This window comes from Pseudomonas sp. ACN5 (genome assembly GCF_002303975.1).
Taxonomy (GTDB): domain Bacteria; phylum Pseudomonadota; class Gammaproteobacteria; order Pseudomonadales; family Pseudomonadaceae; genus Aquipseudomonas; species Aquipseudomonas laurylsulfatiphila.
This window is the reverse complement of record NZ_MRCP01000002.1, coordinates 255,880-279,451: the sequence shown is the minus strand read 5'-3', so window position 1 is coordinate 279,451 and position 23,572 is coordinate 255,880. Positions and strand designations below refer to the sequence as shown.

The window sequence follows — 23,572 nt, the reverse complement described above, 5'->3', positions numbered from 1 at the left end:
CGGTAGGCGTGGTGTGGGAGGTTGTCGCTTCGGCAGTGGATCAGGATGTGTCCTGCACCTGTAGGAGCGAGCCTGCTCGCGATGAAGTCAAAGACGCCGCGGGGTATCAGGTTCCCCGCGTTATCGTTGACGTCCATCGCGAGCAAGCTCGCTCCTACATTGGTTTGCGTTTTAGCTGTTAGGCAACAACCGGCAGGTAATGCTCTTGATGTAACGGGTTTCCGCAATCGCCGGATGCACCGGATGATCCGGTCCCTGGCCGCCGCGTTCCAACATCTGGATGTTGCGGTCCAGGTGACGGGCGCTGGTCAGCAGGATGTTCTGCAGGTCGTCTTCCGGCAGGTGCATCGAGCACGATGCGCTGACCAGGATGCCGTCCTTGGTGAGCAGGCGCATGGCTTGCTCGTTCAGGCGGCGGTAGGCACCTTCGCCGTTTTTCATGTCTTTCTTGCGTTTGATGAACGCCGGCGGGTCGGCCACGATCACGTCGAAGCGTTCTTCGCTGGCTTTCAGCTCTTTGAGGGCTTCGAACACGTCGCCTTCGATGCAGGTCATCTTGTCGGCGAAGCCGTTCAGCGCGGCGTTGCGCTCGACGCCGTCAAGGGCGAAGGCCGAGGCATCGACGCAGAACACTTCACTGGCGCCGAACGCGGCAGCCTGCACGCCCCAGCCACCGATGTAGCTGTACAGGTCCAGCACGCGTTTGCCTTTGGCGTACGGCGCCAGGCGGGCGCGGTTCATGCGGTGGTCGTAGAACCAGCCGGTTTTCTGGCCCTGGATGACCGGCGCTTCGAATTTCACGCCGTTCTCTTCCAGTGCGACCCACTCCGGCACCAGGCCGAATACGGTTTCGACGTAGCGGGTGAGGCCTTCGGCGTCACGGGCGGCGGAGTCGTTCTTGAACAGGATGCCGCTTGGCTTGAGCACTTGGGTCAGCGCCGCGATCACGTCGTCTTTATGGGCTTCCATGGTCGCCGAAGCGATCTGCACCACCAGGATGTCGCCGAAGCGGTCGACCACCAGGCCTGGCAGCAGGTCGGAGTCGCCGTAGACCAGGCGATAGAAGGGTTTGTCGAACAGGCGCTCGCGCAGGGACAGGGCCACGTTCAGGCGGTGCACCAGCAGCGACTTGTCCAGCGGCAGCTTGATGTCGCGCGACAGCACTCGGGCGCAGATCAGGTTGTTCGGGCTCATGGCAACGATGCCCAGCGGCTTGCCGCCGGCGGCTTCGAGGATCGCCTGGTCGCCGGCCTTGAAACCATGCAAAGGCGTAGAGGCTACATCGATTTCGTTGCTGTAGACCCACAAGTGACCGTTGCGCAGACGACGGTCGGCGTTGGCTTTGAGGCGCAGGCTAGGCAGGGACATGTCGTCGCTCCGGAAAAAAGAGCGGGAGTATAGCGTGTTGAGCCCCTGGATTGGCCTGCAAGTGGACATGTGGCGAGGGTTGTCTTGCGATTTGGTATGTCGGATCCAACTTCATAAAGGTTAGAATCGCCGTCTGACCCAGAGTGTGTGCACATGTCCCAAGAGCTGACTTCCGAACAGATCCAACAAGCCCTGCAGGGCATCAGCGTACCGGCCCAGCCGCAAATCATGGTGGATTTGCAGATGGAGCAGTACATGCCCGACCCGGATCTGGAAGTCATTGCCAAGCTGATATCCCAGGATCCGGGCCTTTCCGGTTCCCTGCTGAAGATCGTCAATTCGCCGTATTACGGGCTGAGCAACAAGATTGCCTCGATCCAGCGCGCGGTGAATCTGCTGGGCAGCCGCTCGGTCATCAACCTGATCAATGCGATGTCGATCAAGGGCGAGATGAATGACGACACCATTGTCACCCTGAACCGTTTCTGGGACACCGCTCAGGACGTGGCCATGACCTGCCTGACCCTGGCCAAGCGCATCGGCGTTGAAAATGGCGATGAAGCCTATGCCCTGGGCCTGTTCCACGACTGCGGCGTGCCCTTGATGCTCCAGCGTTTCCCCGACTATATGCGGGTTCTGGAGCAGGCCTATGCCAATGCCAGCGCCGAATGCCGGGTGGTGGACACGGAGAATCAGGTGTTCAATACCAATCACTCGGTGGTCGGCTATTACACGGCCAAGTCCTGGCGTCTGCCGGAGCACGTGAGCGCGGCGATCGCCAATCACCACAATGCGTTGGCGGTATTCAGCGATGAGACTTCGCGCAACAGTTCGTTGAAGAACCTGTTGGCGATCCTGAAAATGGCCGAGCACATTTGCGCGTCGCATCGGGTGCTGGGCAATCAGGCCGAAGATCACGAGTGGAACAGCATCGCGCCGCTGGTGCTCGATTATGTCGGCCTCTCGGACTACGACTTCGAGACCCTCAAGCAGACGATCCGCGACCTCAGCACTCATCGCTGAGTGTCGGACCTTTCCAGGCCATGCGCCTGATCCGAGAGCACCATGCCTGAATTGCCAGAAGTCGAAACCACCCGTCGCGGCATCGCGCCGTACCTGGAAGGCCAGCGCGTCAGCCGGGTGATCGTGCGTGATCGCCGTCTGCGCTGGCCGATCCCCGAGGACCTCGATGTGCGCCTGTCCGGCCAGCGCATCGTATTGGTGGAGCGGCGCGCCAAGTACCTGCTGATCAACGCCGAAGTCGGCACCTTGATCAGCCATTTGGGCATGTCAGGCAACTTGCGTCTGGTGGAGGCCGGGTTGCCGGCGGCCAAGCATGAGCATGTGGACATCGAGCTGGAATCGGGCCTGGCCCTGCGTTACACCGATCCGCGGCGCTTTGGCGCCATGCTCTGGAGCCTCGATCCGCTCAATCACGAATTGCTGATCCGCCTGGGACCTGAGCCGCTGACCGACCTGTTCGACGGCGAGCGCCTGTTCCAGCAGTCCCGTGGCCGTTCGATGGCGGTCAAGCCGTTCATCATGGATAACGCGGTGGTGGTGGGCGTCGGCAATATCTATGCGACCGAAGCGTTGTTCGCCGCTGGAATCGACCCGCGCCGCGAAGCCAAGAGCATTTCCCGCGCGCGGTATTTGAAACTGGCCATCGAGATCAAGCGCATCCTGGCGGCCGCCATCGAGCGCGGCGGTACCACGTTGCGGGACTTTATCGGCGGTGACGGTCAGCCTGGTTATTTCCAGCAGGAACTGTTCGTGTACGGCCGTGGCGGCGAACACTGCAAGGTCTGTGGCACGGGGCTGCGGGAAGTGAAGCTGGGGCAGCGCGCCAGTGTTTTTTGCCCGCGTTGTCAGAGCTGATCGTGAGTTATAGCTTCAGTGAGGCTGATGACGCTTTCGCGAGCAAGCCCGCTCTCACAGGGGATTTGTGTACGGCGCAGATCCCCTGTGGGAGCGGGCTTGCTCGCGAATAGGCCCGAAAGAGCGCTGAAAGCCTGAAAATCAAGCCTTACCGGTAATCTTCCGGTATTTCTCCATCAACTGTTCCTCAGTCTCCGGATGGGCTTCGTCCAGTGGAATGCAATCCACCGGGCAGACCTGCTGGCACTGCGGTTCGTCGTAGTGGCCGACACACTGGGTGCACAGGTTCGGGTCGATCACGTAGATCTCTTCGCCTTGGGAAATGGCGGCGTTCGGGCACTCGGGTTCGCAGACGTCGCAGTTGATGCAATCGTCGGTGATGATCAGGGACATGCTAACTCCAGCCGGGGCGGCAGGCCCGGGCGCAATAAACCAATGCGTACAATTGTGCCGCATTGGCGCCCGTGTTGCACGCAGGTGCGACGCACTGTAGGAGCCAGCTTGCTGGCGATGAAGCCGAGAACGCCGCGGGGTGTCAGGTTTCCCGCGTTATCGTTAACGTCCATCGCGAGCAAGCTCGCTCCCACAGTTGCTAGATTTACTTCTTGAAGCGCTCGGTCAGGGCGTCCGCCACCGCTGGGTGTACGAACTTGGTGATATCGCCACCCAGGGCCGCAATTTCACGGACCAGCGTCGAGGAAATGAACGAATAACGCTCGGACGGGGTCAGGAACAGGCTTTCCACATCCGGCGCCAGTTGGCGGTTCATGTTGGCCAGCTGGAATTCGTATTCGAAGTCCGACACCGCGCGCAAACCACGCAGGAACACGTTGGCATTCTGCTCTTTGGCGAAATGCGCCAGCAGCGTCGAGAAACCGACGACTTCAACGTTCGGCAGATGTTTAGTGACCTCGCGCGCCAGTTCCACCCGTTGTTCCAGAGGAAACAGCGGGTTTTTCTTCGGGCTGGCGGCGACGGCGATGATCACGTGATCGAACAGGCGCGAGGCGCGTTCGACCAGATCGCCATGGCCCTTGGTAATAGGGTCGAAGGTACCTGGGTACAACACTCGGTTCATCGCGTCGTCCTGGCGGGAATCCGTTGGGGAGTCGGATGGTATCGCAGCCTTCCCGGTCGGCCAAGTCGCCTGTTGGGTAAGAAAGCACTATAGACGATGGGAATAATCGTCATTTTCATGGGTTTTTTAAACGCTCGGCCAGGGAAGTTGCCAGTTGTGCGGTCAGTCCGTAGACCGACAATTGCGGATTGGCGCCAATGCTGGTGGGGAACAGCGAGCCGTCGTGGATCGACAGATTCCCCAACTGATGATGCCGGCCGAGGCTGTCGGTCACTGCGTTTGCCGGGTCTTCACCCATGGCGCAGCCGCCCATCACATGGGCACTGCCCAGGCGCGTGCGATACAACTCCAGGCTCAGGCCGTCGATCAGCGTGCGGGCTTCAGCGAGGGTCTTCACGTAACGGGCGTCGGCGTGCATCGGCATGACGGCCTTGGCGCCACCGGCAAACTGGATCTCGGCCATGCTGTGGAATGCCCGGCGCAAGCCATCCCAGGCGTAAGGCGAGAGCTGGTAATCCAGCACCGGCGTGTCGTCGCTGCGCAATTCGACGTTGCCACCGGGGCTGTCCGGGTGAAAACCGTCCCGCAGCAACGCCAGCATGGCGTGGGTATGGGGCAGATTGGCCATGTGTTGCGAATTCTCCTGCCCGAAACCGCCGAGCAAGGTGGCGGCCAGCGCCGGATGCAATGGCGGGACCTCCAGCTTGAAGGACATCTTGCCGGTGGTGCCGTCCTGCCACTGGAAATGGTCGGAATAGATCGACTGCGGCGCGCCGTAGAAGGGGTTGACCACTTCGTCGAACAATGCGGCGGACATGTTCACCGGGTGCAGGAACGTACGTTTGCCCAGGCGCTTGTGCGGGTCGGGTGCCCCGGAACGCATCAGCAAGGCCGGGCTGTTGATGCCGCCACCGGCCAGCACGAAATGCCGCGCCTTGACCGTGATGGTGCGCCCGGTCGGTGCGACGCAGCGCTCATCCATCGCCGAACAGTGCAGGCCGGTGACCTTGTCACCGCTGATCATGAGTTTTTCGGCGCGGGCCAGGTAAAGCAGCTCGCCGCCTTTTTCCAGGGTCGCTGGAATGGTGGTGACCATCATCGATTGCTTGGCGTTGGTCGGGCAGCCCATGCCGCAGTAGCCGAGGTTCCAGCAGCCGCGAACGTTGCGCGGGATGACGTGCCAGCTGTAACCCAGTTCCTGGCAGCCCTTGCGGATCACATCGTTGTTGGCGTTGGGCGGCACCATCCACGGCGCGACGCCCAGGCGCTGCTCCATTTTCTCGAACCACGGCGCCATGTCCGCCGGGCTGTGACCCTTGACGTTGTGCTCTTTGGCCCAGTGTTCCAGGGTGGGTTCCGGGGTGCGGAAACTGGAGGTCCAGTTGATCAGCGTGGTGCCGCCCACCGCCCGGCCCTGGAGGATGGTGATTGCGCCATCCTTGCTCATGCGGCCGATGCCTTCCTGATAGAGGCTGCTGTAGGCCTGGTCTTCAAGCAGCTTGAAGTCGCTGCTGGTCTTGAGCGGGCCTTCCTCGATCAGCAGCACTTTGTAACCGGCCGTGCTGAGGATTTCGGCGGTGGTGCCGCCGCCGGCACCGCTGCCGATGATCGCCACGTCTGCTTCGAGTGTCAGGTCCTGGGTAAGTTGTGAGCCGTTGTAGGTTTTCCAGCCTCGGGCCATGCCTTCGCGAAACGGATCGGGTACGGGCATCTTCGGGTTCTCTTTTTATTGTTGGGAATGTGGTGTGGCGGCTGGCGCCTTCGCGGGCAAGCCCGCTCCCACAGGGGCACGCGGTCAATGTGGGAGCGGGCTTGCCCGCGAAGAGGGCGACTCGGTATCAGATAGTGGGCGGCCCGGGATACCCGCAATGCGCCCATGATTCCTTGCGGCCGTACCAGGCCATCATCACCAGTTGCAGCAAAGAGCTGTGGCCCATGCGCAACAGGCTCAACGAGCTGTTTTCCCAACGATCGAGGAATTGTCGGATATCGTCGGCGCTGGCGTTTTCCCAGCTGCCCCAGATCCCGGTCAACGGTCCGCGGGTGACGGCCATGCCCAGCACATCGAACAGTTGGCGGGTCAGTTTGAGCATTTCCGGCGACAGACGCGCGAGGTTGTAATCCAGGCTTTCAAGTGTGCCTTCGACAGCCTCGGGCATCCGTTCGGAGGTCACGGCGCCATCGAGCATGACTGGAATCAACGCTCGCAAGAACAGCAGGTCGCCGCTGCGCAGCGTGACGAAGCCACTGGCCGGGACGCTCCCAGAACAGCCGCTGAGGCTGGCGCCCAACCCGGCAGTGGCGAGAAAGGCGCTGGCGCCTAGGCTGAATTTGAGCAACCCGCGCCGTGACAGCGCGGGTGTATCGGACAGACTGGGATTCATTCTTGTTATTTCCCGGCGGTGATGATCGTTAGCGGATGAACAGCTTCTGGATCAGCTTCTGGATCGATTTGCCATACGGCGGGTAAATCAGTTTCGCCGCGTTGAACCGCTGCTTGATCAAGACCCCCTTGGCCTTGCTGAAGGTCAGGAAGCCTTCATGGCCATGGTAGTGACCCATGCCCGAGGCACCGATGCCGCCGAACGGCATGTCGTCCTGGGCAACGTGCAGCAGCGTGTCGTTCAGGCACACGCCGCCGGAGTGGGTTTCGTGCAGCACGCGCTGTTGTTCGCGCTTGTCGTAGCCGAAGTAGTACAGCGCCAGTGGGCGCGGGCGTTGATTGATGTAGGCAAAGGCCTGGTCCAGATCCTTGTACGGCACGATCGGCAGCAGCGGCCCGAAGATTTCGTCCTGCATCACCGTCATCTCGTCAGTGACATTGAGCAGCAGGCTATGGCTCATGCGGCGGCCCTGACCCTGGTCGAACAGCGGCATCAGCAACGCACCCTTGCTGGTGGCGTCGCTGATGTAGCCGTTGAGGCGCGCCAGTTGTCGGTCATTGATGATCGCGGTGTAGTCCGGGTTGTCGGCCAGCGTTGGATAAAACCCACGGACGGCGGAGCGATAAGCTTCGACGAAACCTCCCACGCGATCTTCCGGCACCAGCACATAGTCCGGGGCTACGCAGGTCTGGCCGGCGTTCAGGGTCTTGCCGAAGGCGATGCGCTCGGCGGCGTCCTTGAGCGGTACATCGCGGGAAACGATGGCCGGGGACTTGCCGCCCAGCTCAAGGGTCACCGGGGTCAGGTTTTCCGCAGCGGCGCGCATCACGTGTTTGCCAATGCTGGTGGCGCCGGTGAACAGCAGGTGATCGAACGGCAGACGTGAAAACGCCACGCCAATGTCTGCCTCGCCAAGGACCACGCACACCAGGTCTTCGGGGAAGATGCGCGCCAGCAGTTGCTTCATCAGCAGGCCGGTCGCGGGGGTCGACTCACTGAGCTTGAGCATCACCCGGTTGCCCGCCGACAGCGCGCCGACCAACGGACCGACGGCCAGGTACAGCGGGTAGTTCCACGGCACGATGACCCCGACCACGCCCAGCGGTTGGTAAACGACTTTGGCAGAGGCGGGCTGGAAAGCGACACCGACCTTGCGCCGCGAAGCTCGCATCCAGCCCTTGAGGTGTTTGCTGGCGTAATGGATGCCGTGCAGGCTGGGCATCAGTTCGGCGACCAGGGTTTCATCGGCGCTGCGATGGCTGAAGTCCTGGCTGATCGCATCGATCAAGGCCTGGCGTTCGCTGTTCAACAAATCCTTCAGGGCCTTGAGCCATTGCTGGCGCTGCGCGGCGGGCGGCATAGGGTTGGCGGCGTAGGCGGCACGTTGAGCGTCGAACAGGGCATGAAGCTCTTCCAGCGGCTGCTGTAGGTTTTGCAGGTAGGAAATATCAGCAGTCATGGTCGGCTCCGGATTTATTGTAATGAAGCACTTTTTAGAGTGTATGCTCTAAAAAGTCAAATGACATCCTGTAACCGCTTTGTTTTATCCGCTCGCGGATAGATCTAAGATGCCCGTCAACGCACTCTGAATTAAAGCTCAAGCCATGGCCCCACGGATCAAAACCAGCGAGCGCATCGTGCAGAACAGCCTGGAGCTGTTCAACCAGCAGGGCGAGCGCAGCATCAGTACCAACCACATTGCTGCCCATATGGAAATTTCCCCGGGCAATCTGTACTACCACTTCCCTAACAAGCAGGCGATCATCGCCGTGCTGTTCAGCGAGTACGAAAGCCTGGTGGACAGCTTCCTGCGCCCGCCCCAAGGGCGTGCCGCCACGGTGGAAGACAAGCGCTTCTACCTCAAGGAGCTGCTGTCGGCGATGTGGCGCTACCGGTTTTTGCATCGCGATCTCGAACATTTGCTCGACAGCGACCCCGAGCTGGCCGACCGCTATCGACGCTTTTCCCAGCGCTGCCTGATCCAGGGTGGGGCGATCTATGAAGGTTTTGTCGCCGCCGGCATTTTGCAGATGGACAAGGTGCAGATCGAATCCCTGACCCTCAATGCCTGGATCATCCTCACGTCCTGGGTGCGCTTCCTGTGCACCACGCGGGAGAACTCCAGCCACTTGAGCGAACAGGCCATTAAACGCGGGGTTTATCAGGTGCTGGTACTGGAAGCCGGGTTCGTCACGGATCAGTCCCGCGATGCGGTCAAAGCCTTGTTCGAAGAGTTTTACGTGCCTCTGGCCCAGGCGCTCGAGGAAGTGTCGTAGGATCGACGTCTGATAAAAATCACAGGAGCCCGTTATGCCCATTGCGCAATTGATCAGCCCGCAAGCACTGGACCTGAAAAAGGATCAGCCGGGGCTGGTGATTCTCGATTGTCGTTTTGCCCTTGAAGACCCGGATTACGGTCAGCGCAGCTATGCCGAAGGGCACATCGCCGGTTCGAGCTATGCCGACCTCGAGCGTGATTTGAGTGGCGCGGTGGTCAAGGGCGTGACCGGGCGCCATCCGCTGCCCGAGCCGGCGCAACTGATCGAGCGCCTGCAGGCCTGGGGCATCAACGCCGATAGCGAAGTGGTTCTGTACGACGACGGCCCGGGTGCCTATGCGGCGCGGGCCTGGTGGTTGCTGGCCTGGTTGGGTAAGCGCGACGGTGTATTTATCCTCGATGGCGGCCTCAAGGCCTGGCACGCGGCCGGTTTGCCACTGAGCCTGGATGCGCCGGCGATCACTCGTGGTTCCTTCACCGGCAGTCCTGACACGGCGTTGCTGATCAGTGCCGAACGGCTGCAGAAGCGCCTCTCCCGGCCGGAACTGACCCTGCTCGATGCCCGCGCACTGCCGCGTTTCAAGGGGGAAGTGGAACCGATCGATCCGATTGCCGGGCACATTCCTGGCGCTCAATGTGCGGCGTTTACCGACAACCTGGGCAGTGACGGGCGTTTTCTGCCGGCCGATCAGCTCAAACAGCGTTTTGCCGCAAAACTGGGCGATCGTTCGCCGAAGGATCTGGTGGCGTACTGCGGTTCCGGCGTGACGGCGTGCCACAACCTGTTTGCGTTGTGTCTGGCCGGTTATCCGTTGGGTTCGTTGTATGCCGGTTCGTGGAGTGAGTGGATCAACGAGCCTGCGCGGGGCATTGCCACAGGCGAATAAACACCACACAACTCTGTGGGAGCGGGCTTGCTCGCGAAAGCGGTGGATCATTCAATATTGATGTTGACTGACACGACGCGTTCGCGAGCAAGCCCGCTCCCACATTGGTTTTTTGTCGCTATCAGGATTTGGGCAGTTGCCGGGCACTGCGATACGCCCCCGGTCCAACCCCGTACACCTGCTTGAACTGCCGACTCAGGTGGCTCTGGTCGGCAAACCCCAGTTGCATGGCGACTTCCAGCGGCAGACAACCATTCTGCAGCAACGCCCGCGCCCGGGCGATGCGCTGTTGCATCAGCCAGGTGTGCGGCGGCATGCCGGTGGCCCGGCGGAATACACGGGCGAAATGGAAGGGCGAGAGGTTGACCGTCGCCGCCAGCGTCTCCAGTGAGGGCGGCGCTGCCAGTTGCGCGTGCAGCAATTCCTTGGCCAGGCTCACGGCCCGGTGTTCCTTGCCGGGTTTACCGGCATCGGGCACCGCCGCATGACGCTGCAACAGCGACAGCACCAGTTCGCGCCAGACCGTTTGTTGCTGCAACGCGGTGGCGGGGCTTTCCAGCAGGCGATGAAGTTGGCAGAAGCCGTTCACCAGGTCCTGGTCGCGATACAGGGTGGCGCCGAAGGCCGGCAGGTGGTGGGTCGGCAATTCGAGTTCGGCCAGCAGCGAGGTTATCTGCCCGCTGTCCGGATAAAACGCCCGGTAAAGCCAGCCATCCTCGGTGCCTTTGTGGCCGGTGTGCAATTCATCGGGGTTGATCAGTACCAGCGTGCCGCTGCCCGCGAGGTGTTCGGCGCCGCGATAGCGGTAACGCTGGGCGCCGGCCATGATCATGCCGATCACATAACCGTCATGCACGTGCGGGGCAAAACGATGATCGATGTAGCGGGCGGACAACAACTCGACCCCGGCCAGGGGCGGGGTTTGCCAGAAGTGGATTGACTCGCCCTGGTCGGCGTCCATGATTCAAACGCGCCCTGTGAGGGCCAGCCACTCGGGGATGCGCCGTTCAAGGTAGTAACCCGGTTGCCTGAGCGTGCCGTCGACGAAGCCGACATGCCCGCCCTTGGCTTGCAGTTCGAATTGCGTGGATGCGGACAACTCATCGGCGTGCGGCAGGCTGTGGGGAAACACGAAGGGATCGTCGGCGGCCTGTATCATCAAGGTCGGCGTACGAATCTCGCCAAGGAAATAGCGACTTGATGCGCGGCGATAGTAATCCTCGGCATCGGCGAAACCGTGCAGTGGCGCGGTGACGCGGCCATCGAAATCCCAGAACGTGCGCATGTTTTTCAGCGACCCAAGCGCAGCCAATGCGGCCAGTCCATCCTCCCGTCCGTCGTGCTGGAACTGTCGCTGTTTGTTCTTGATGTAGGCGACCATCTCGCGCATGAAATGTGCCTGGTAAACCTTGGAGAAACCCTGGCCGATGCGGTCAGCGCACTGGTCCAGGCGGAATGGCACCGATACCGCCACGGCTGCCGTCACGCCGCTGTCGCTGCCGGTTTCACCCAGATGCTTGAGCAGGACATTACCCCCGAGGGAGTAACCCACCGCATACAGTGGCGCGAGGGGTCGTTTGGCCCGCAGGTGTTTAATCGCTTCAGCCAGGTCTTCACTGGCGCCGGAGTGGTAACTGCGTGGCAGCAGATTGGGTTCGCCCGAGCAACCACGCCAGTTCAGCGCGACACTGGCCCAACCCCGGTCACCCAGGGTTTTTTGCAAGCCAGCGACATAAGGTGAATTCGAGGACCCGGTGAGCCCGTGCAGCACCAGCACCAAAGGCGCGTCGACGCTGTGCGGACCGTGCCAATCCAGATCGAGAAAGTCGCCATCTTCAAGCCACAGGCGTTCGCGTTCGCGGCCGATGTGCACGGTTTTACGCCACAGCGGCCCCCACAAGGTTTGCAAGTGCGGATTGCCGAGGCCGAAGGCGGGGGTGAAGCGTTCTGGCGGATGGGGCACGTTCTTTCTCGATGCAGCGGTGCGTAGCGGGTACGCACCTTTTTCAGGCCGGTCGATTAACCGGCGATCTCTGCCATACGTTGCCACAACGAGTAGTAGACGCGCCCGGATTTCTGCTCGCGGTGCAGGCGCCAGTTCTCCGGCAGGCCCAGGGTCGACGGCGCGGATTCGCTTTCGGTGTACACCCAGGCATCTTCGGCCAGCCATTGACGCTCTTCGAGCAACTTGCAAACAACGGGCAGCAGGTTCTGGTTGAACGGCGGGTCGAGGAACACCAGGTCATAGGCCGTTGCGGTCTGGGTTTCCAGGTAGCGCAGGGCATCGGCGGTCTGGACCTGGCCGTTGGTGCACCGCAGGGTGCCCAGGTGCTCCTTCAGGCTGGACGCCGCGATGCTGCTGGCGTCCAGCGCCTGGCCCATGGACGCGCCACGGGACAGGGCTTCGAGGAACAGCGCGCCGCTGCCGGTGAACGGGTCGAGCACCTTGGCGCCCGGCACGTAAGGCGCGAGCCAGTTGAACAGGGTTTCACGCACGCGGTCCGGCGTCGGGCGCAGGCCCGGGGCGTCGGGGAAACTCAGTTTGCGGCTGCGCCATTCGCCACCGATGATGCGCAGCTGGTTCACGCCGTTATGGACGTTTTTGGCGGGTTTCTTGGGACTGGCCATTAATGCTCCGGAACCCCGAGCGGCTGCTCGGAAGGTTTATCAGTAGGGGCCGGTAACGGCTTTTGCGGCACGGTCGGGCCAGCGCTGACGATGACCATTTTGTCCGTGCCCAGGTGTTTGTTCATGGCGGCTTTGACCTGTTCGACGGTCAAGGCCTGGGACTGTTGCATGAATTCTTCCAGGTGGCTCAACGGCAGGTTGTAGAAACCGATGGCGCCCAGTTGGCCGACGATATCGGCGTTGCTGGCGGTAGACAGCGGGAAACTGCCGGCCAGTTCGCGCTTGGCGTCTTCGAGCTCCTTTTCGGTCGGGCCGGTTTCAAGGTAGTCGGCCAGGACGTCCTGCACCAGTTTCAGGGTGCCTTCGCTCATCTCGGCGCGGGTCTGCAGGTTGATCATGAACGGGCCGCGCACCTGCATCGGGGTGAAGCCCGAATACACGCCGTAGGTCAGGCCACGCTTCTCGCGCACTTCGCTCATCAACCGGGTGCCGAAACCGCCGCCACCGAGAATCTGGTTGCCCATGGACAGCGCCGCGTAGTCCGGATCGTCGCGATCGATGCCCAATTGCGCGAGCATCAGGTTGGTCTGCTTGGACGGGAACTCTATGTGGCCGATGCTCGCCTTCGGCTCAGTCGGCTGCGCGACTTTTGGCAGTGCCGGGCCTTTGGGCAGGGCGGCGGAAACCTGTGCGGCAATCGTTTCGGCTTCGGCGCGGGACAGGTCGCCGACCAGTGCGATCACCACGTTACCCGCTGCGTAGGCTTTCTCGTGGAAAGCACGCAGTTGTGCCTGGGTGATCGCCGGTACGCTTTTCGCCGTGCCGTCGCTGGAATGCGCGTACGGGTGATCACCGTACAAGCGGCTCATCAGTTCCAGGCTCGCCAGTTTGCCGGGGTTCTGTTTCTGGTATTCGAAACCGGCGAGCATCTGGTTCTTGATGCGCAGCAGTGAGTCGGCCGGGAAGGTCGGCTTGCCGATGACTTCGGCAAACAGCTTCAGGGCCGGCTCGCGCTTGTCCTTGGTACTCAGGCTGCGCAGTGAAGCGATTGCCATGTCTTTGTAAGCACCGTTGCCGAAATCGGCGCCCAGGCCTTCGAAGCCCTGGGCAATGGCGCCGACGTCCTTGCCGGCCACGCCTTCGTTGAGCATGGCGTTGGTCAACAGCGCCAGGCCCGGTGCATCGCCGTCCTGGCTGCTGCCGGCGGCGAAGATCAGGCGCATGTCGAACATCGGCAGCTCATGGGCTTCGACGAACAGCACCTTGGTGCCTTCGGCCGTGTTCCAGGTCTGCACGTCCAGCTTGCGGTGGTCCGGCGCCTTGCCGTTGAGTTCGGTCAGCGATTGCAGTTTCTGGCTGGCCTTGGCTTTGTCCAGGGCTTCACTGGCACTGGTTTCGCCGGAGCGCGACAGATAGAACGCGGCAGAGCCGATAACGGCGGCAGCGATCAGCCCGATCAGGGCCAGGCGGGAGGGTTTACGCTCACTCATGAGTCGTCTCCAGAGGCAGTACATGGGCGACGCTGAGACGTTCGCGGGTGAAATACAGCTTGGCGGCTTTCTGGATATCTTCCGGAGTCACGCTTTCCAGGTCGGCCAGTTCGGTGTCCATCAGTTGCCATGACAGGCCGACGGTTTCCAGTTGGCCGATGGCGGTGGCCTGGCTGGTGATCGAGTCGCGCTCGTAGACCAGGCCGGCGATGACTTGTGCACGAACCCGTTCGAGTTCTTCGGCCGTCGGCGCAGTGGTTTTCAACTGATCGAGCAGCTTCCACAATCCAGCTTCTGCCTGGGCGATGGTCTTGTGTTTCTGCGAGTTTGGCGATGCCGACAGGGTAAACAGGCTGTCGCCACGGGTGTAGGCGTCGTAACTCGACGAGCCGCCGGACACCAGTTCTTCTCCGCGCTCCAGTTGCGTCGGGATGCGCCCGCTGTAGCCGCCATCGAGCAGCGCCGAGATCAGGCGCAGGGCGTTGACCAGGCGCTTGTCTTCGGCGGTGGCAATGCTCGGCACGTTGAAGGCCAGCATCAGGCTGGGCAGTTGGGTTTGCACATGCAGGGTGATCTGGCGCTCGCCCGGTTCGGCCAGCTCCAGCGGCTTTTTCGCGGCCGGCACATCACGCTTGGCGATCGGGCCGAAATAGCGTTGGGCCAGAGCCTTGACTTCGTCCGGCGTCACGTCGCCGACCACCACCAGCGTGGCGTTGTTCGGCACGTACCAGGTCTGGTACCAGTGGCGCAGTTCTTCGACCTTCATCCGCTCAAGATCGGCCATCCAGCCGATGGTCGGCGTGTGATAGCCGCTGGCCGGGTAAGCCATGGCCTTGAAGCGCTCATAGGCCTTGGACATCGGCTTGTCGTCGGTGCGCAGGCGACGTTCTTCCTTGATGACCTCGATTTCCTTGGCGAACTCGTCGGCCGGCAGGCGCAGGCTGGCCATGCGGTCGGCTTCCAGTTCGAAGGCTACGCCCAGGCGATCCCGCGCCAGCACCTGGTAGTACGCGGTGAAGTCGTCGCTGGTGAAAGCGTTCTCTTCGGCGCCGAGGTCGCGCAGGATCAGCGAGGCTTCACCGGGGCCGACCTTCTCGCTGCCCTTGAACATCATGTGTTCCAGAGCGTGGGACAGGCCGGTATTGCCCGGCGTCTCGTAGCTGGAGCCGACCTTGTACCAGACCTGGGAAACCACAACAGGTGCACGATGGTCTTCGCGCACGACCACCTTCAAGCCATTGTCGAGCGTGAATTCGTGGGTGGGTTGCGGGTCGGCAGCCAGGGCCGAAAGGGGCAGGCAAACTGTGCTGAGCAGCAGGCCTGCGGCGCGGCGGGCAAGAGCATTCATTCGTTTTCAAACCTTTGGGGCTGCCCGCTTGTTCTTAGCGTCAGCGGGCGAGAGGGTGCTAGGATACTGATCCGTTTTACTGGCGGCCACGCCTATCAGGCCTTTGATTGGCCTGCGGGTTGTATGGGTTACCGGCAGAAACTTTGAGTTTGTCAGCTAAACTCTGCGTTTTCGCCGACGATGCCGTTTCAGTCCTTCGTATTAGTCGACCTTTGAGGCGCCGTTGGCACCTCGACAAAATGTTGCGCGTGAACAAGCTGGGTCAATCACAGTCTGTTCTGCATCGATTATTTATTTGCCGGGGCGCCATTGGCGCGTCGCTACCGTGAGATAGCCGTCCTCCATGTTTGGTTCCAACGACGACAAGAAGACCCCAGCTGCGGCTGGCGAGAAGAAAAGCCTGTTCGGATGGCTGCGCAAAAAGCCGCAGGAACCCGTCGTCGAACAGCCACAAGCCATTCCTGAGCCAGCACCGACGCCGGTTCCGGTAATAGAAGAAGCGCCCGCGCCGGTTGTTCTGCCGGTTGCCGAGCCGTTGCTGCAGCCCAAGGTTGAAGCCGCTCCCGAACCTGTCAGCGAAATCGTCATCGAACAGCCGCTGGCCCCGACGGCTGAACCGTGGTTGACCCTGCCGGTAGCCGAAGAGCCCGTGGCGTTGGTCGAAAATGACCTGGCCCCCCATGTGACCCCGCCGATTCCGGCCCCGGCAGCGTTTGCGCCTGCACCGGTTCATGCGCCTGTGGTCGAAGCGATTGTTGAACCCGTCGTCGTGGCCGAGCCTGTTTCCGTTGTCAGCCAGCCAGAGGTTCCGGTATTCGATGCTCCGGTTGCTCCGGTTGCTCCGGTTGCTCCGGTTGCTCCGGTTGCTCAAGCACCGGCACCCGCTCCGATTCCTGCGCCGATCGCGACGCCCGTCGAAACCCCGGTAGAACCCGTACGCACCGAAGAAACCAAAGCCGGTTTCTTCGCCCGCCTCAAGCAGGGCCTGTCCAAGACTAGCGCCAGTATCGGCGAAGGCATGGCCAGCCTGTTCCTGGGCAAAAAGGTTATTGATGACGAACTGCTCGAGGACCTCGAGACCCGTCTGCTGACTGCCGACGTCGGTGTCGAAGCCACCTCGGTGATCATTCAGCGTTTGACGCAGAAGGTTGCGCGCAAGGAACTGGCTGACGCCGATGCCCTGTACAAATCCCTGCAAGCCGAGCTGGCGGCCATGCTCAAACCCGTCGAGCAGCCACTGAAAATCACCTCGCAGAACAAGCCGTTCGTGATTCTGGTCGTCGGCGTCAACGGTGCCGGCAAGACCACCACCATCGGCAAGCTGGCGAAGAAACTGCAGCTGGAAGGCAAGAAAGTCATGCTCGCCGCCGGCGACACCTTCCGTGCGGCGGCGGTAGAGCAGTTGCAGGTCTGGGGCGAGCGCAACAAGATCCCGGTGATCGCCCAGCATACTGGCGCCGACTCGGCCTCGGTGATATTCGACGCTGTGCAGGCCGCCAAGGCCCGTGGCATCGATGTACTGATCGCCGACACCGCCGGCCGCCTGCACACCAAAGACAACCTGATGGAAGAGCTGAAAAAGGTTCGCCGGGTGATCGGCAAGCTCGACGCCGACGCACCTCACGAGGTGCTCCTGGTGCTTGACGCCGGTACAGGCCAGAACGCCATCAACCAGGCCAAGCAATTCAACCAGACCGTCGAACTGACCGGCCTGGCGCTGACCAAGCTCGACGGCACCGCCAAAGGCGGGGTGATTTTTGCCCTGGCCAAGCAATTCGGCTTGCCGATCCGCTACATTGGCGTCGGCGAAGGCATCGACGATTTGCGTACCTTTGAAGCAGAACCCTTTGTCCAGGCATTGTTTGCCGAGCGGGAGCGTTCATGATTCGTTTCGAACAGGTCGGTAAGCGCTACCCGAACGGTCACGTCGGCTTGCATGAGCTGAGCTTTCGAGTCCGTCGTGGCGAGTTCTTGTTTGTCACCGGCCATTCCGGCGCCGGTAAATCCACGCTGTTGCGCCTGTTGCTGGCGATGGAGCGCCCGACCAGCGGCAAGCTGCTGCTCGCCGGGCAAGACCTGAGCACCATCAGCAATGCGCAGATTCCTTTCCTGCGTCGGCAGATCGGCGTGGTGTTTCAGAATCACCAATTGCTGTTCGATCGCACGGTGTTCAATAACGTCGCGTTGCCTTTGCAGATCCTGGGCCTGTCCAAGGCCGAGATCGCCAAGCGCGTGGACTCGGCACTGGAGCGCGTGGCGCTGTCGGATAAAACCGATCTGTACCCGGGTGACCTGTCCACCGGTCAGCAGCAGCGCGTCGGCATCGCCCGCGCCATCGTCCACCGTCCGGCCTTGCTGCTGGCGGATGAACCGACCGGTAACCTCGACCCGCGTCTGGCCGCCGAGATCATGGGTGTGTTCGAAGACATCAATCGCCTGGGTACCAGCGTGCTGATCGCCAGTCACGACCTGGCCCTGATCGCCCGCATGCGCCACCGCATGCTGACGTTGCAGCGCGGTCGATTGATCGGTGACGGGGAGGCCGCGGTATGAGTGCAACACGTAGCCCCAAGGTTTCCGAGCGCGTGGCCCCGAAAGCCGCCGATCCGCAGCCGCAAAAGAAAAAGCACGACGATGACGACGGGCCGGACTTCGCCACGTTGTTCCGTGCCTGGATCGAAAGCCATCGCGCCAGCATGGTCGACAGCCTGCGTCGCCTGGGCAAGCAGCCCATCGGCAGCTTTTTCACCTGCATGGTAATGGCGGTGGCCCTGAGCTTGCCCATGGGGCTGTCACTTTTGCTAAGTAACGTCGAGCGCCTGGGTGGTTCCTGGCAGCGCGCGGCGCAGATTTCCCTGTATCTGGACCTTGAGGCCAAGCCGGCCGAAGGCGAATCGCTGCGCGATCAGATCAAGGGCATGCCGGGCGTGGCCGACGCCGAATACGTTGGCCGGGATCAGGCGCTGGAAGAGTTCCAGCAACAGTCGGGGCTGGGCGAGGCGCTCAAGGAACTGCCGGAGAACCCGTTGCCAGGCGTGGTGTTGGTAACGCCGACCGAAGTCGACAAGCCGGCCCTTGAAGCATTAAGACAAAAACTATCCGAGCTGCCGAAGGTACAGCAGGCGCAACTTGATTTAGTCTGGGTCGAGCGTCTGGCAGCCATCCTCAAGCTGGGTGACCGTTTTGTCTTCGGTCTGACCGTGCTTCTGGTTTCTGCATTACTTTTGGTGATAGGCAATACCATTCGTCTTCATATTGAAAACCGCCGCACAGAGATAGAAGTGATTAAACTGGTCGGCGGCACTGACAGCTATGTCCGCAGGCCCTTCCTGTACATGGGGGCGCTGTATGGCTTCGGTGCGGGGATTCTGTCCTGGGGCGTGCTTGCGTTCGGCCTTGATTGGCTGAACGACGCGGTGGTAGGGCTGGCCGGTTTGTACGGCAGTGATTTTGCGCTGGCTGGAGTGCCAGTTGCCGACGGTCTGTCTCTCTTGCTTGGCGCGGTGCTGTTGGGGTATATCGGTGCATGGATTGCAGTCGCACGCCACCTGAGGGAGCTTGCGCCTAAGTAGTATCATTTTGCTCGTATTGACCTTTCAGTGTTTATGGGTTTTAGGGAACTTGTCTTTCGGTTTCCGGTCAATTTTCGCAGTGCTGAACTGCACGAGTTTGTAAGTCGGAGGTTTTTTCGTATGACCAATTCTTTGCAACCTGCATATGCTCTGGTCCCGGGTGCGAACCTGGAGGCCTATGTGCACACCGTCAACAGCATTCCATTGCTGTCGCCGGAGCAGGAGCGTGAACTGGCCGAGAGTCTCTATTATGAGCAGGATTTGGGGGCGGCTCGGCAGATGGTGCTCGCCCACCTGCGTTTTGTCGTACATATCGCCCGTAGCTATTCCGGCTACGGCCTGGCTCAGGCTGACCTGATCCAGGAAGGCAACGTCGGCCTGATGAAGGCCGTGAAGCGCTTCAACCCGGAAATGGGCGTGCGCCTGGTGTCCTTTGCCGTGCACTGGATCAAGGCGGAAATCCACGAGTTCATCCTGCGCAACTGGCGCATCGTGAAAGTCGCGACCACCAAGGCCCAGCGCAAGCTGTTCTTCAACCTGCGCAGCCAGAAGAAACGCCTGGCCTGGTTGAATAACGAGGAAGTTCATCGCGTCGCTGAAAGCCTGGGCGTAGAGCCTCGGGAAGTGCGCGAGATGGAAAGCCGCCTGACCGGCCATGACATGGCCTTCGACCCGGCTGCCGAAGCGGACGACGACAGTGCTTTCCAGTCGCCGGCCAACTATCTCGAAGACCACCGGTACGACCCGGCGCGTCAACTGGAAGACGCCGACTGGAGCGACAACTCCAACCACAACCTGCACGAAGCGCTGGAAGTGCTGGACGACCGTAGCCGTGACATTCTCTACCAGCGCTGGCTGGCGGAAGAAAAAGCCACGCTGCACGACCTGGCGCAGAAGTACAACGTGTCGGCCGAGCGTATTCGCCAGCTCGAGAAGAGCGCGATGAACAAGCTCAAGTTGTCGATCGCTGCGTAACTGGCGATCAAAAAAACGCCCCGATCATTGATCGGGGCGTTTTTGTTTGTGCTGATGATCCCTGATACACCCCAGAGCAAATGTGGGAGCGGCGGTGCGACGATTCGACTTGCTCGCGAAGGCGTCCTGTCAGTCGACATTAAAAGTTGTCTGATACACCGCTTTCGCGAGCAAGCCCGCTCCCACAGGGGGTCTTCAGTGTTATTCGGCCCAGGGCGCCCGACGCGAATCGTTCAGGCCCACCAGGTAACTGTCCCCACCCAACTGGCTCATCTGCTGCCTGATCCAGCCAGCCCGGCGTGAAACGTAGGAAGTCGGATGGCTTGCGCTCCAGACCCGAGGGTTTGGCAGTACGGCGGCCAACAAGCTCGATTGCTGTCGGCTGAGGTTTTTCGCGCTGGTCCCAAAATGATGCCGTGCCGCAGCCTCTGCGCCAAACACACCGTCATCCCACTCGACACTGTTGAGGTACACTTCAAGAATCCGCTGCTTGGGCCAGAACACTTCGATCAGCCCGGTGAACCAGGCTTCCAGGCCTTTGCGCAGCCAGCTTCGGCCAGACCACAGGAACAGGTTTTTCGAGACTTGCTGGCTCAGGGTGCTGGCGCCACGGATCGAACCACCGCGCTCGTTGTGGGCAAACGCCGCCTGAATCGCGCCGATATCGAAGCCCCAGTGCTCCGGGAATTTCTGGTCTTCGCCGGCAATCACCGCCACCTTGAGGTCGTCGGAGATCTCGTCCCAGGGTTTCCAGTCGCGTTGCAGGTCGATGGGCTCGCCATCGAACCAGGATTCGATCTTGCGCTCGACCATCAGCGTCGTCCCCGGAGGCGGCACCACGCGAAAGATCAGCACCAGCAATACGCTGCCACCCATGAACCAGAGCACGGCCTTTGAGAAATGACGGAAATAGATACGCAGCATAGAGATGGCTTGGCCGAACCCGTTGAGCGGGCCATTATACAGACCCTTTGGATCGAAACTGACTGGAGTTCTGCATGCTGCGTGGCTTTCTGATGTTGGCCGCTTTTTTCGGCTTCACCGGTGTCGGTCTCGGGGCCTTTGCCGCCCACGGACTGAAAAGCCGCTTGAGCGCCGAGTACCTGGCGATCTTCCATACCGGCGTCACCTATCAACTGGTGCATGCCCTGGCGCTGCTCGGTGTCGCTGCGCTGGCCACGCAAATTCCCGGTCGACTCGCCACTTGGGCCTGCGCATCGTTTGCCATCGGTATCCTGCTGTTCTCCGGCAGCCTGTATGTATTGACGCTGACGGGCATCAGCAAGCTCGGCATCATCACCCCGTTCGGTGGCCTGGCCTTCCTGGTGGGCTGGTTTTGCCTGGGCCTGGCCGCCTGGCGTTTGTAACCTACCGCTTGACGCTTGTTGCTGACCTTTAGGTCATGATCAAGCTAGAATGCCAGCCCCTAAAAATGATGGCGGCATCCGGCATGCGCATTCAGTTGAACGGCGAATCCTTTGAACTGCCCGACGGTGAAACCGTTGCGGCCCTGCTGACCCGTCTGGACCTGACCGGACGCCGGGTGGCGGTCGAACTCAATCTGGATATCGTCCCGCGCAGCCAGCATGCAGACACCACGTTGAACGACGGCGACAACGTCGAAGTGGTGCACGCCATCGGCGGCGGCTAGTAGTCTCGGCCGAGTGGCCACAGAATTCTGCAAGTACCTCACCCCTACAGAGGATTTCCCATGAGCATCGTTCGTAGCGACAAGCCTTTCGTCCTGGCCGGTCGTACTTACCAGTCGCGTTTGCTGGTCGGTACCGGCAAGTACCGTGACATGGAAGAAACCCGCCTGGCCATCGAAGCCTCGGGTGCCGAGATCGTGACTTTCGCCGTGCGCCGTACCAACCTCGGCCAGATCGAGGGCGAGCCGAACCTGCTCGAAGTGCTGTCGCCGGATCGCTACACCTTCCTGCCGAACACTGCCGGTTGCTACGACGCCATCGAAGCCGTGCGCACCTGCCGCCTGGCCCGTGAGCTGCTCGATGGCCACAACCTGGTGAAGCTGGAAGTGCTGGCCGACCAGAAAACCCTGTTTCCCAACGTGATCGAAACCCTCAAGGCCGCCGAAACGCTGGTCAAGGAAGGCTTCGACGTGATGGTCTACACCAGTGATGACCCGATCATCGCCCGGCAACTGGCGGAAATCGGCTGCATCGCCGTCATGCCGCTCGCGGGTTTGATTGGTTCGGGTCTGGGGATCTGCAATCCATACAACCTGCAGATCATCCTCGAAGAAGCCAAAATCCCGGTACTGGTGGATGCCGGTGTCGGTACCGCTTCCGACGCCACCATCGCCATGGAACTGGGTTGTGATGCGGTGCTGATGAACTCGGCCATTGCCCACGCCCAGCAGCCGGTCATGATGGCTGAAGCCATGAAACATGCGATCGTCGCAGGCCGCCTGGCTTACCTCGCCGGCCGTATGCCGAAAAAACTCTATGCCAGCGCCTCTTCGCCGCTGGATGGTCTGATCAAGTAAGAGCCATTGATGACTGAATCGAACGACACGCCAATCCAGACGGAAGAAGGCGACGAGCGCCAACACCGCCGCATCAAGAGTTTCGTGATGCGCGCCGGGCGCATGACCGAAGGCCAGCAACGCGGCCTGGAGCAGGGCGCGCCGCTGTTCGTACTGCCGCTGGCTGACGCGCCGGTGGATTTCGACCAGGTGTTCGGTCGCTCGGCACCGCGCTCGCTGGAAATCGGTTTCGGCATGGGCCATTCGTTGCTGGAAATGGCAGCGGCTGCGCCGGACCAGGACTTCATCGGCGTCGAGGTTCACCGTCCGGGTGTCGGGGCGCTGCTCAATGGCGTGCTGACGCAAGGCCTGACCAACCTGCGGGTCTATGATTGCGATGCGATCGAAGTGCTCAACCGCTGCGTGGCCGATAACAGCCTTGATCGCCTGATGCTGTTTTTCCCGGATCCGTGGCACAAGAGCCGTCACCACAAGCGCCGTATCGTCCAGGCGTCCTTCGCCGAGCTGGTACGCAGCAAGTTGAAGGTCGGCGGCATTCTGCACATGGCCACCGACTGGGAGCCGTACGCCGAATACATGCTGGAAGTGATGAACGTTGCCCCGGGTTATCGCAACCTGGCCGAAGACGGCAAGTGCGTACCGCGCCCGGCCGAGCGCCCGATCACCAAGTTCGAACGCCGTGGTGAGCGTCTTGGGCATGGTGTGTGGGATTTGAAGTTCGAAAAACTGGCGTAAAAACCTGTGGGAGCGGGCTTGCTCGCGAAGGCGTCGTGTCAGTCGACATTAATGTTGTCTGATACACCGCTTTCGCGAGCAAGCCCGCTCCCACAGTTGTTTTGTATTCGGCAAAAGAGTCAGCGGCGGTCTGCTACGACGCCGATGAGCACCAACACCACCAACAACACCGGCGCCAGGCTGTAGTTGTTGAACTGGCTCAAGCCGCGCACGACCCAGGGCGTGGCATAGATCAGCGCCGCACCGCTGCCGATCATGCACAGTAGAGCCATCAGTGGCACGCGCAAGGCGCCGGCGATGCTGCCCAGGCGCTGCTCGACCCAGCCTTTGAAATCCGCACCAAACAGCACCAGCAGGCAGCCCACCAGGGCCAGGGCGATTTCCGAGAGGTTGCTGCGGCTCCAGCGAGACACGGTGGCAAGCAGGTCGAGTACCAAGTCCATTC

The 23,572-nt window shown here is 61.2% G+C and carries 25 protein-coding genes; 12 read left to right on the top strand and 13 right to left on the bottom strand.

Annotated features, from left to right (window positions below; genetic code table 11):
• Positions 1 to 171: 171 nt before the first annotated feature.
• Entirely contained in the window at positions 172 to 1,368 is a 1,197-nt protein-coding gene (locus tag BSF40_RS04450) for a class I SAM-dependent rRNA methyltransferase (protein WP_095964228.1), read from the bottom strand.
• 153 nt (positions 1,369 to 1,521) lie between these two features.
• Between BSF40_RS04450 and BSF40_RS04445 the strand changes: the two genes are divergently transcribed.
• Together BSF40_RS04445 and mutM are read left to right on the top strand one after the other, a co-directional pair.
• Positions 1,522 to 2,391, top strand: coding sequence for an HDOD domain-containing protein (locus BSF40_RS04445; RefSeq protein WP_095964227.1), 870 nt, complete (start codon positions 1,522 to 1,524; stop codon positions 2,389 to 2,391).
• A 42-nt stretch (positions 2,392 to 2,433) separates the two neighbouring features.
• Positions 2,434 to 3,246: a bifunctional DNA-formamidopyrimidine glycosylase/DNA-(apurinic or apyrimidinic site) lyase gene (gene mutM / locus BSF40_RS04440; RefSeq protein ID WP_015097228.1), complete on the top strand. Its 813-nt coding sequence runs from the start codon at positions 2,434 to 2,436 to the stop codon at positions 3,244 to 3,246.
• Between the two features lie 141 nt (positions 3,247 to 3,387).
• Here mutM and BSF40_RS04435 read toward each other — a convergent pair whose 3' ends face one another.
• The 5 genes from BSF40_RS04435 to BSF40_RS04410 form a co-directional block, all read right to left on the bottom strand.
• Positions 3,388 to 3,639, bottom strand: coding sequence for a YfhL family 4Fe-4S dicluster ferredoxin (locus BSF40_RS04435; protein WP_003195146.1), 252 nt, complete (start codon positions 3,637 to 3,639; stop codon positions 3,388 to 3,390).
• 205 nt (positions 3,640 to 3,844) lie between these two features.
• Positions 3,845 to 4,324, bottom strand: a complete 480-nt coding sequence (gene coaD, locus BSF40_RS04425) for a pantetheine-phosphate adenylyltransferase (protein WP_007975368.1) — start codon at positions 4,322 to 4,324, stop codon at positions 3,845 to 3,847.
• A 115-nt stretch (positions 4,325 to 4,439) separates the two neighbouring features.
• Positions 4,440 to 6,035, bottom strand: coding sequence for a GMC family oxidoreductase (locus BSF40_RS04420; RefSeq protein WP_095964225.1), 1,596 nt, complete (start codon positions 6,033 to 6,035; stop codon positions 4,440 to 4,442).
• A gap of 127 nt (positions 6,036 to 6,162) precedes the next feature.
• Positions 6,163 to 6,708, bottom strand: a complete 546-nt coding sequence (locus BSF40_RS04415; RefSeq protein WP_095964224.1) for a twin-arginine translocation pathway signal protein — start codon at positions 6,706 to 6,708, stop codon at positions 6,163 to 6,165.
• 28 nt (positions 6,709 to 6,736) lie between these two features.
• Complete coding sequence (locus tag BSF40_RS04410) at positions 6,737 to 8,167, bottom strand: coniferyl aldehyde dehydrogenase (RefSeq protein WP_095964223.1); 1,431 nt, start codon at positions 8,165 to 8,167, stop codon at positions 6,737 to 6,739.
• Between the two features lie 145 nt (positions 8,168 to 8,312).
• Here BSF40_RS04410 and BSF40_RS04405 point away from each other — a divergent pair, with 145 nt between their 5' ends.
• Positions 8,313 to 8,984 carry a TetR/AcrR family transcriptional regulator gene (locus BSF40_RS04405; protein WP_095964222.1) on the top strand — a complete coding sequence of 224 codons (672 nt, stop codon included), beginning with the start codon at positions 8,313 to 8,315 and terminating at the stop codon, positions 8,982 to 8,984.
• A 34-nt stretch (positions 8,985 to 9,018) separates the two neighbouring features.
• Entirely contained in the window at positions 9,019 to 9,873 is an 855-nt protein-coding gene (locus BSF40_RS04400) for a sulfurtransferase (RefSeq protein WP_095964221.1), read from the top strand.
• Between the two features lie 121 nt (positions 9,874 to 9,994).
• Here the strand turns inward: BSF40_RS04400 and BSF40_RS04395 are convergent, their stop codons facing one another.
• The 5 genes from BSF40_RS04395 to BSF40_RS04375 are packed head-to-tail and all read right to left on the bottom strand — an operon-like array spanning position 9,995 to position 15,339.
• Positions 9,995 to 10,834, bottom strand: a complete 840-nt coding sequence (locus tag BSF40_RS04395) for an AraC family transcriptional regulator (RefSeq protein ID WP_095964220.1) — start codon at positions 10,832 to 10,834, stop codon at positions 9,995 to 9,997.
• A 3-nt stretch (positions 10,835 to 10,837) separates the two neighbouring features.
• The gene (locus BSF40_RS04390; protein WP_095964219.1) at positions 10,838 to 11,836 is read right to left on the bottom strand and encodes a hydrolase; all 999 of its coding nucleotides are present in this window, start codon (positions 11,834 to 11,836) and stop codon (positions 10,838 to 10,840) included.
• 56 nt (positions 11,837 to 11,892) lie between these two features.
• Complete coding sequence (gene rsmD / locus BSF40_RS04385; RefSeq protein ID WP_095964218.1) at positions 11,893 to 12,501, bottom strand: 16S rRNA (guanine(966)-N(2))-methyltransferase RsmD; 609 nt, start codon at positions 12,499 to 12,501, stop codon at positions 11,893 to 11,895.
• On the bottom strand, positions 12,501 to 13,991 hold the full coding sequence (locus BSF40_RS04380; protein WP_095964217.1) for a pitrilysin family protein: 1,491 nt from the start codon (positions 13,989 to 13,991) through the stop codon (positions 12,501 to 12,503). The genes rsmD and BSF40_RS04380 overlap by 1 nt, the downstream gene beginning before the upstream one ends.
• Positions 13,984 to 15,339: a pitrilysin family protein gene (locus tag BSF40_RS04375; RefSeq protein ID WP_095964216.1), complete on the bottom strand. Its 1,356-nt coding sequence runs from the start codon at positions 15,337 to 15,339 to the stop codon at positions 13,984 to 13,986. The genes BSF40_RS04380 and BSF40_RS04375 overlap by 8 nt, the downstream gene beginning before the upstream one ends.
• Before the next feature lie 343 nt (positions 15,340 to 15,682).
• Here BSF40_RS04375 and ftsY point away from each other — a divergent pair, with 343 nt between their 5' ends.
• From ftsY to rpoH, 4 genes are all read left to right on the top strand, one after another.
• Positions 15,683 to 17,224 carry a signal recognition particle-docking protein FtsY gene (gene ftsY, locus BSF40_RS04370; protein ID WP_095964215.1) on the top strand — a complete coding sequence of 514 codons (1,542 nt, stop codon included), beginning with the start codon at positions 15,683 to 15,685 and terminating at the stop codon, positions 17,222 to 17,224.
• Positions 17,221 to 17,892 (top strand): cell division ATP-binding protein FtsE, encoded by a 672-nt coding sequence (gene ftsE / locus BSF40_RS04365; protein ID WP_007975383.1) that lies wholly within the window; start codon positions 17,221 to 17,223, stop codon positions 17,890 to 17,892. The genes ftsY and ftsE overlap by 4 nt, the downstream gene beginning before the upstream one ends.
• The gene (ftsX, locus tag BSF40_RS04360; RefSeq protein ID WP_095964214.1) at positions 17,889 to 18,911 is read left to right on the top strand and encodes a permease-like cell division protein FtsX; all 1,023 of its coding nucleotides are present in this window, start codon (positions 17,889 to 17,891) and stop codon (positions 18,909 to 18,911) included. Before ftsE ends, ftsX begins: the two co-directional genes overlap by 4 nt.
• Positions 18,912 to 19,031: 120 nt before the next feature.
• Positions 19,032 to 19,886 carry an RNA polymerase sigma factor RpoH gene (gene rpoH, locus BSF40_RS04355; RefSeq protein WP_007975386.1) on the top strand — a complete coding sequence of 285 codons (855 nt, stop codon included), beginning with the start codon at positions 19,032 to 19,034 and terminating at the stop codon, positions 19,884 to 19,886.
• A 201-nt stretch (positions 19,887 to 20,087) separates the two neighbouring features.
• Here the strand turns inward: rpoH and mtgA are convergent, their stop codons facing one another.
• Positions 20,088 to 20,810, bottom strand: a complete 723-nt coding sequence (mtgA, locus tag BSF40_RS04350; protein WP_095964213.1) for a monofunctional biosynthetic peptidoglycan transglycosylase — start codon at positions 20,808 to 20,810, stop codon at positions 20,088 to 20,090.
• A 74-nt stretch (positions 20,811 to 20,884) separates the two neighbouring features.
• Between mtgA and BSF40_RS04345 the strand changes: the two genes are divergently transcribed.
• The 4 genes from BSF40_RS04345 (at position 20,885) to trmB (ending at position 23,127) form a co-directional block, all read left to right on the top strand.
• On the top strand, positions 20,885 to 21,253 hold the full coding sequence (locus BSF40_RS04345) for a DUF423 domain-containing protein (protein ID WP_007995465.1): 369 nt from the start codon (positions 20,885 to 20,887) through the stop codon (positions 21,251 to 21,253).
• 83 nt (positions 21,254 to 21,336) lie between these two features.
• Positions 21,337 to 21,537 (top strand): sulfur carrier protein ThiS, encoded by a 201-nt coding sequence (gene thiS, locus BSF40_RS04340; RefSeq protein ID WP_007953386.1) that lies wholly within the window; start codon positions 21,337 to 21,339, stop codon positions 21,535 to 21,537.
• 60 nt (positions 21,538 to 21,597) lie between these two features.
• On the top strand, positions 21,598 to 22,392 hold the full coding sequence (locus BSF40_RS04335; RefSeq protein WP_007975390.1) for a thiazole synthase: 795 nt from the start codon (positions 21,598 to 21,600) through the stop codon (positions 22,390 to 22,392).
• Positions 22,393 to 22,401: 9 nt separating this feature from the next.
• Positions 22,402 to 23,127: a tRNA (guanosine(46)-N7)-methyltransferase TrmB gene (gene trmB / locus BSF40_RS04330; protein ID WP_057398140.1), complete on the top strand. Its 726-nt coding sequence runs from the start codon at positions 22,402 to 22,404 to the stop codon at positions 23,125 to 23,127.
• Positions 23,128 to 23,246: 119 nt separating this feature from the next.
• On the opposite strand, the gene BSF40_RS04325 is transcribed toward trmB, so the two are convergent.
• Complete coding sequence (locus BSF40_RS04325) at positions 23,247 to 23,570, bottom strand: DUF3392 domain-containing protein (RefSeq protein WP_007975393.1); 324 nt, start codon at positions 23,568 to 23,570, stop codon at positions 23,247 to 23,249.
• Positions 23,571 to 23,572 lie beyond the last annotated feature (2 nt).

Bases quoted from the DNA above. Each gene is read 5' to 3' on its own strand.
- BSF40_RS04410 (WP_095964223.1), bottom strand. From the start codon at position 8,167: ATGACTGCTGATATTTCCTACCTGCAAAACCTACAGCAGCCGCTGGAA.
- rsmD (WP_095964218.1), bottom strand. From the start codon at position 12,501: ATGGCCAGTCCCAAGAAACCCGCCAAAAACGTCCATAACGGCGTGAAC.
- BSF40_RS04445 (WP_095964227.1), top strand. From the start codon at position 1,522: ATGTCCCAAGAGCTGACTTCCGAACAGATCCAACAAGCCCTGCAGGGC.
- BSF40_RS04395 (WP_095964220.1), bottom strand. From the start codon at position 10,834: ATGGACGCCGACCAGGGCGAGTCAATCCACTTCTGGCAAACCCCGCCC.
- ftsE (WP_007975383.1), top strand. From the start codon at position 17,221: ATGATTCGTTTCGAACAGGTCGGTAAGCGCTACCCGAACGGTCACGTC.
- rpoH (WP_007975386.1), top strand. From the start codon at position 19,032: ATGACCAATTCTTTGCAACCTGCATATGCTCTGGTCCCGGGTGCGAAC.
- mutM (WP_015097228.1), top strand. From the start codon at position 2,434: ATGCCTGAATTGCCAGAAGTCGAAACCACCCGTCGCGGCATCGCGCCG.
- BSF40_RS04420 (WP_095964225.1), bottom strand. From the start codon at position 6,035: ATGCCCGTACCCGATCCGTTTCGCGAAGGCATGGCCCGAGGCTGGAAA.
- BSF40_RS04435 (WP_003195146.1), bottom strand. From the start codon at position 3,639: ATGTCCCTGATCATCACCGACGATTGCATCAACTGCGACGTCTGCGAA.
- coaD (WP_007975368.1), bottom strand. From the start codon at position 4,324: ATGAACCGAGTGTTGTACCCAGGTACCTTCGACCCTATTACCAAGGGC.
- mtgA (WP_095964213.1), bottom strand. From the start codon at position 20,810: ATGCTGCGTATCTATTTCCGTCATTTCTCAAAGGCCGTGCTCTGGTTC.
- BSF40_RS04415 (WP_095964224.1), bottom strand. From the start codon at position 6,708: ATGAATCCCAGTCTGTCCGATACACCCGCGCTGTCACGGCGCGGGTTG.
- BSF40_RS04405 (WP_095964222.1), top strand. From the start codon at position 8,313: ATGGCCCCACGGATCAAAACCAGCGAGCGCATCGTGCAGAACAGCCTG.
- BSF40_RS04450 (WP_095964228.1), bottom strand. From the start codon at position 1,368: ATGTCCCTGCCTAGCCTGCGCCTCAAAGCCAACGCCGACCGTCGTCTG.
- ftsY (WP_095964215.1), top strand. From the start codon at position 15,683: ATGTTTGGTTCCAACGACGACAAGAAGACCCCAGCTGCGGCTGGCGAG.
- BSF40_RS04335 (WP_007975390.1), top strand. From the start codon at position 21,598: ATGAGCATCGTTCGTAGCGACAAGCCTTTCGTCCTGGCCGGTCGTACT.
- BSF40_RS04380 (WP_095964217.1), bottom strand. From the start codon at position 13,991: ATGAGTGAGCGTAAACCCTCCCGCCTGGCCCTGATCGGGCTGATCGCT.
- ftsX (WP_095964214.1), top strand. From the start codon at position 17,889: ATGAGTGCAACACGTAGCCCCAAGGTTTCCGAGCGCGTGGCCCCGAAA.
- BSF40_RS04345 (WP_007995465.1), top strand. From the start codon at position 20,885: ATGCTGCGTGGCTTTCTGATGTTGGCCGCTTTTTTCGGCTTCACCGGT.
- BSF40_RS04375 (WP_095964216.1), bottom strand. From the start codon at position 15,339: ATGAATGCTCTTGCCCGCCGCGCCGCAGGCCTGCTGCTCAGCACAGTT.
- trmB (WP_057398140.1), top strand. From the start codon at position 22,402: ATGACTGAATCGAACGACACGCCAATCCAGACGGAAGAAGGCGACGAG.
- BSF40_RS04400 (WP_095964221.1), top strand. From the start codon at position 9,019: ATGCCCATTGCGCAATTGATCAGCCCGCAAGCACTGGACCTGAAAAAG.
- BSF40_RS04325 (WP_007975393.1), bottom strand. From the start codon at position 23,570: ATGGACTTGGTACTCGACCTGCTTGCCACCGTGTCTCGCTGGAGCCGC.
- thiS (WP_007953386.1), top strand. From the start codon at position 21,337: ATGCGCATTCAGTTGAACGGCGAATCCTTTGAACTGCCCGACGGTGAA.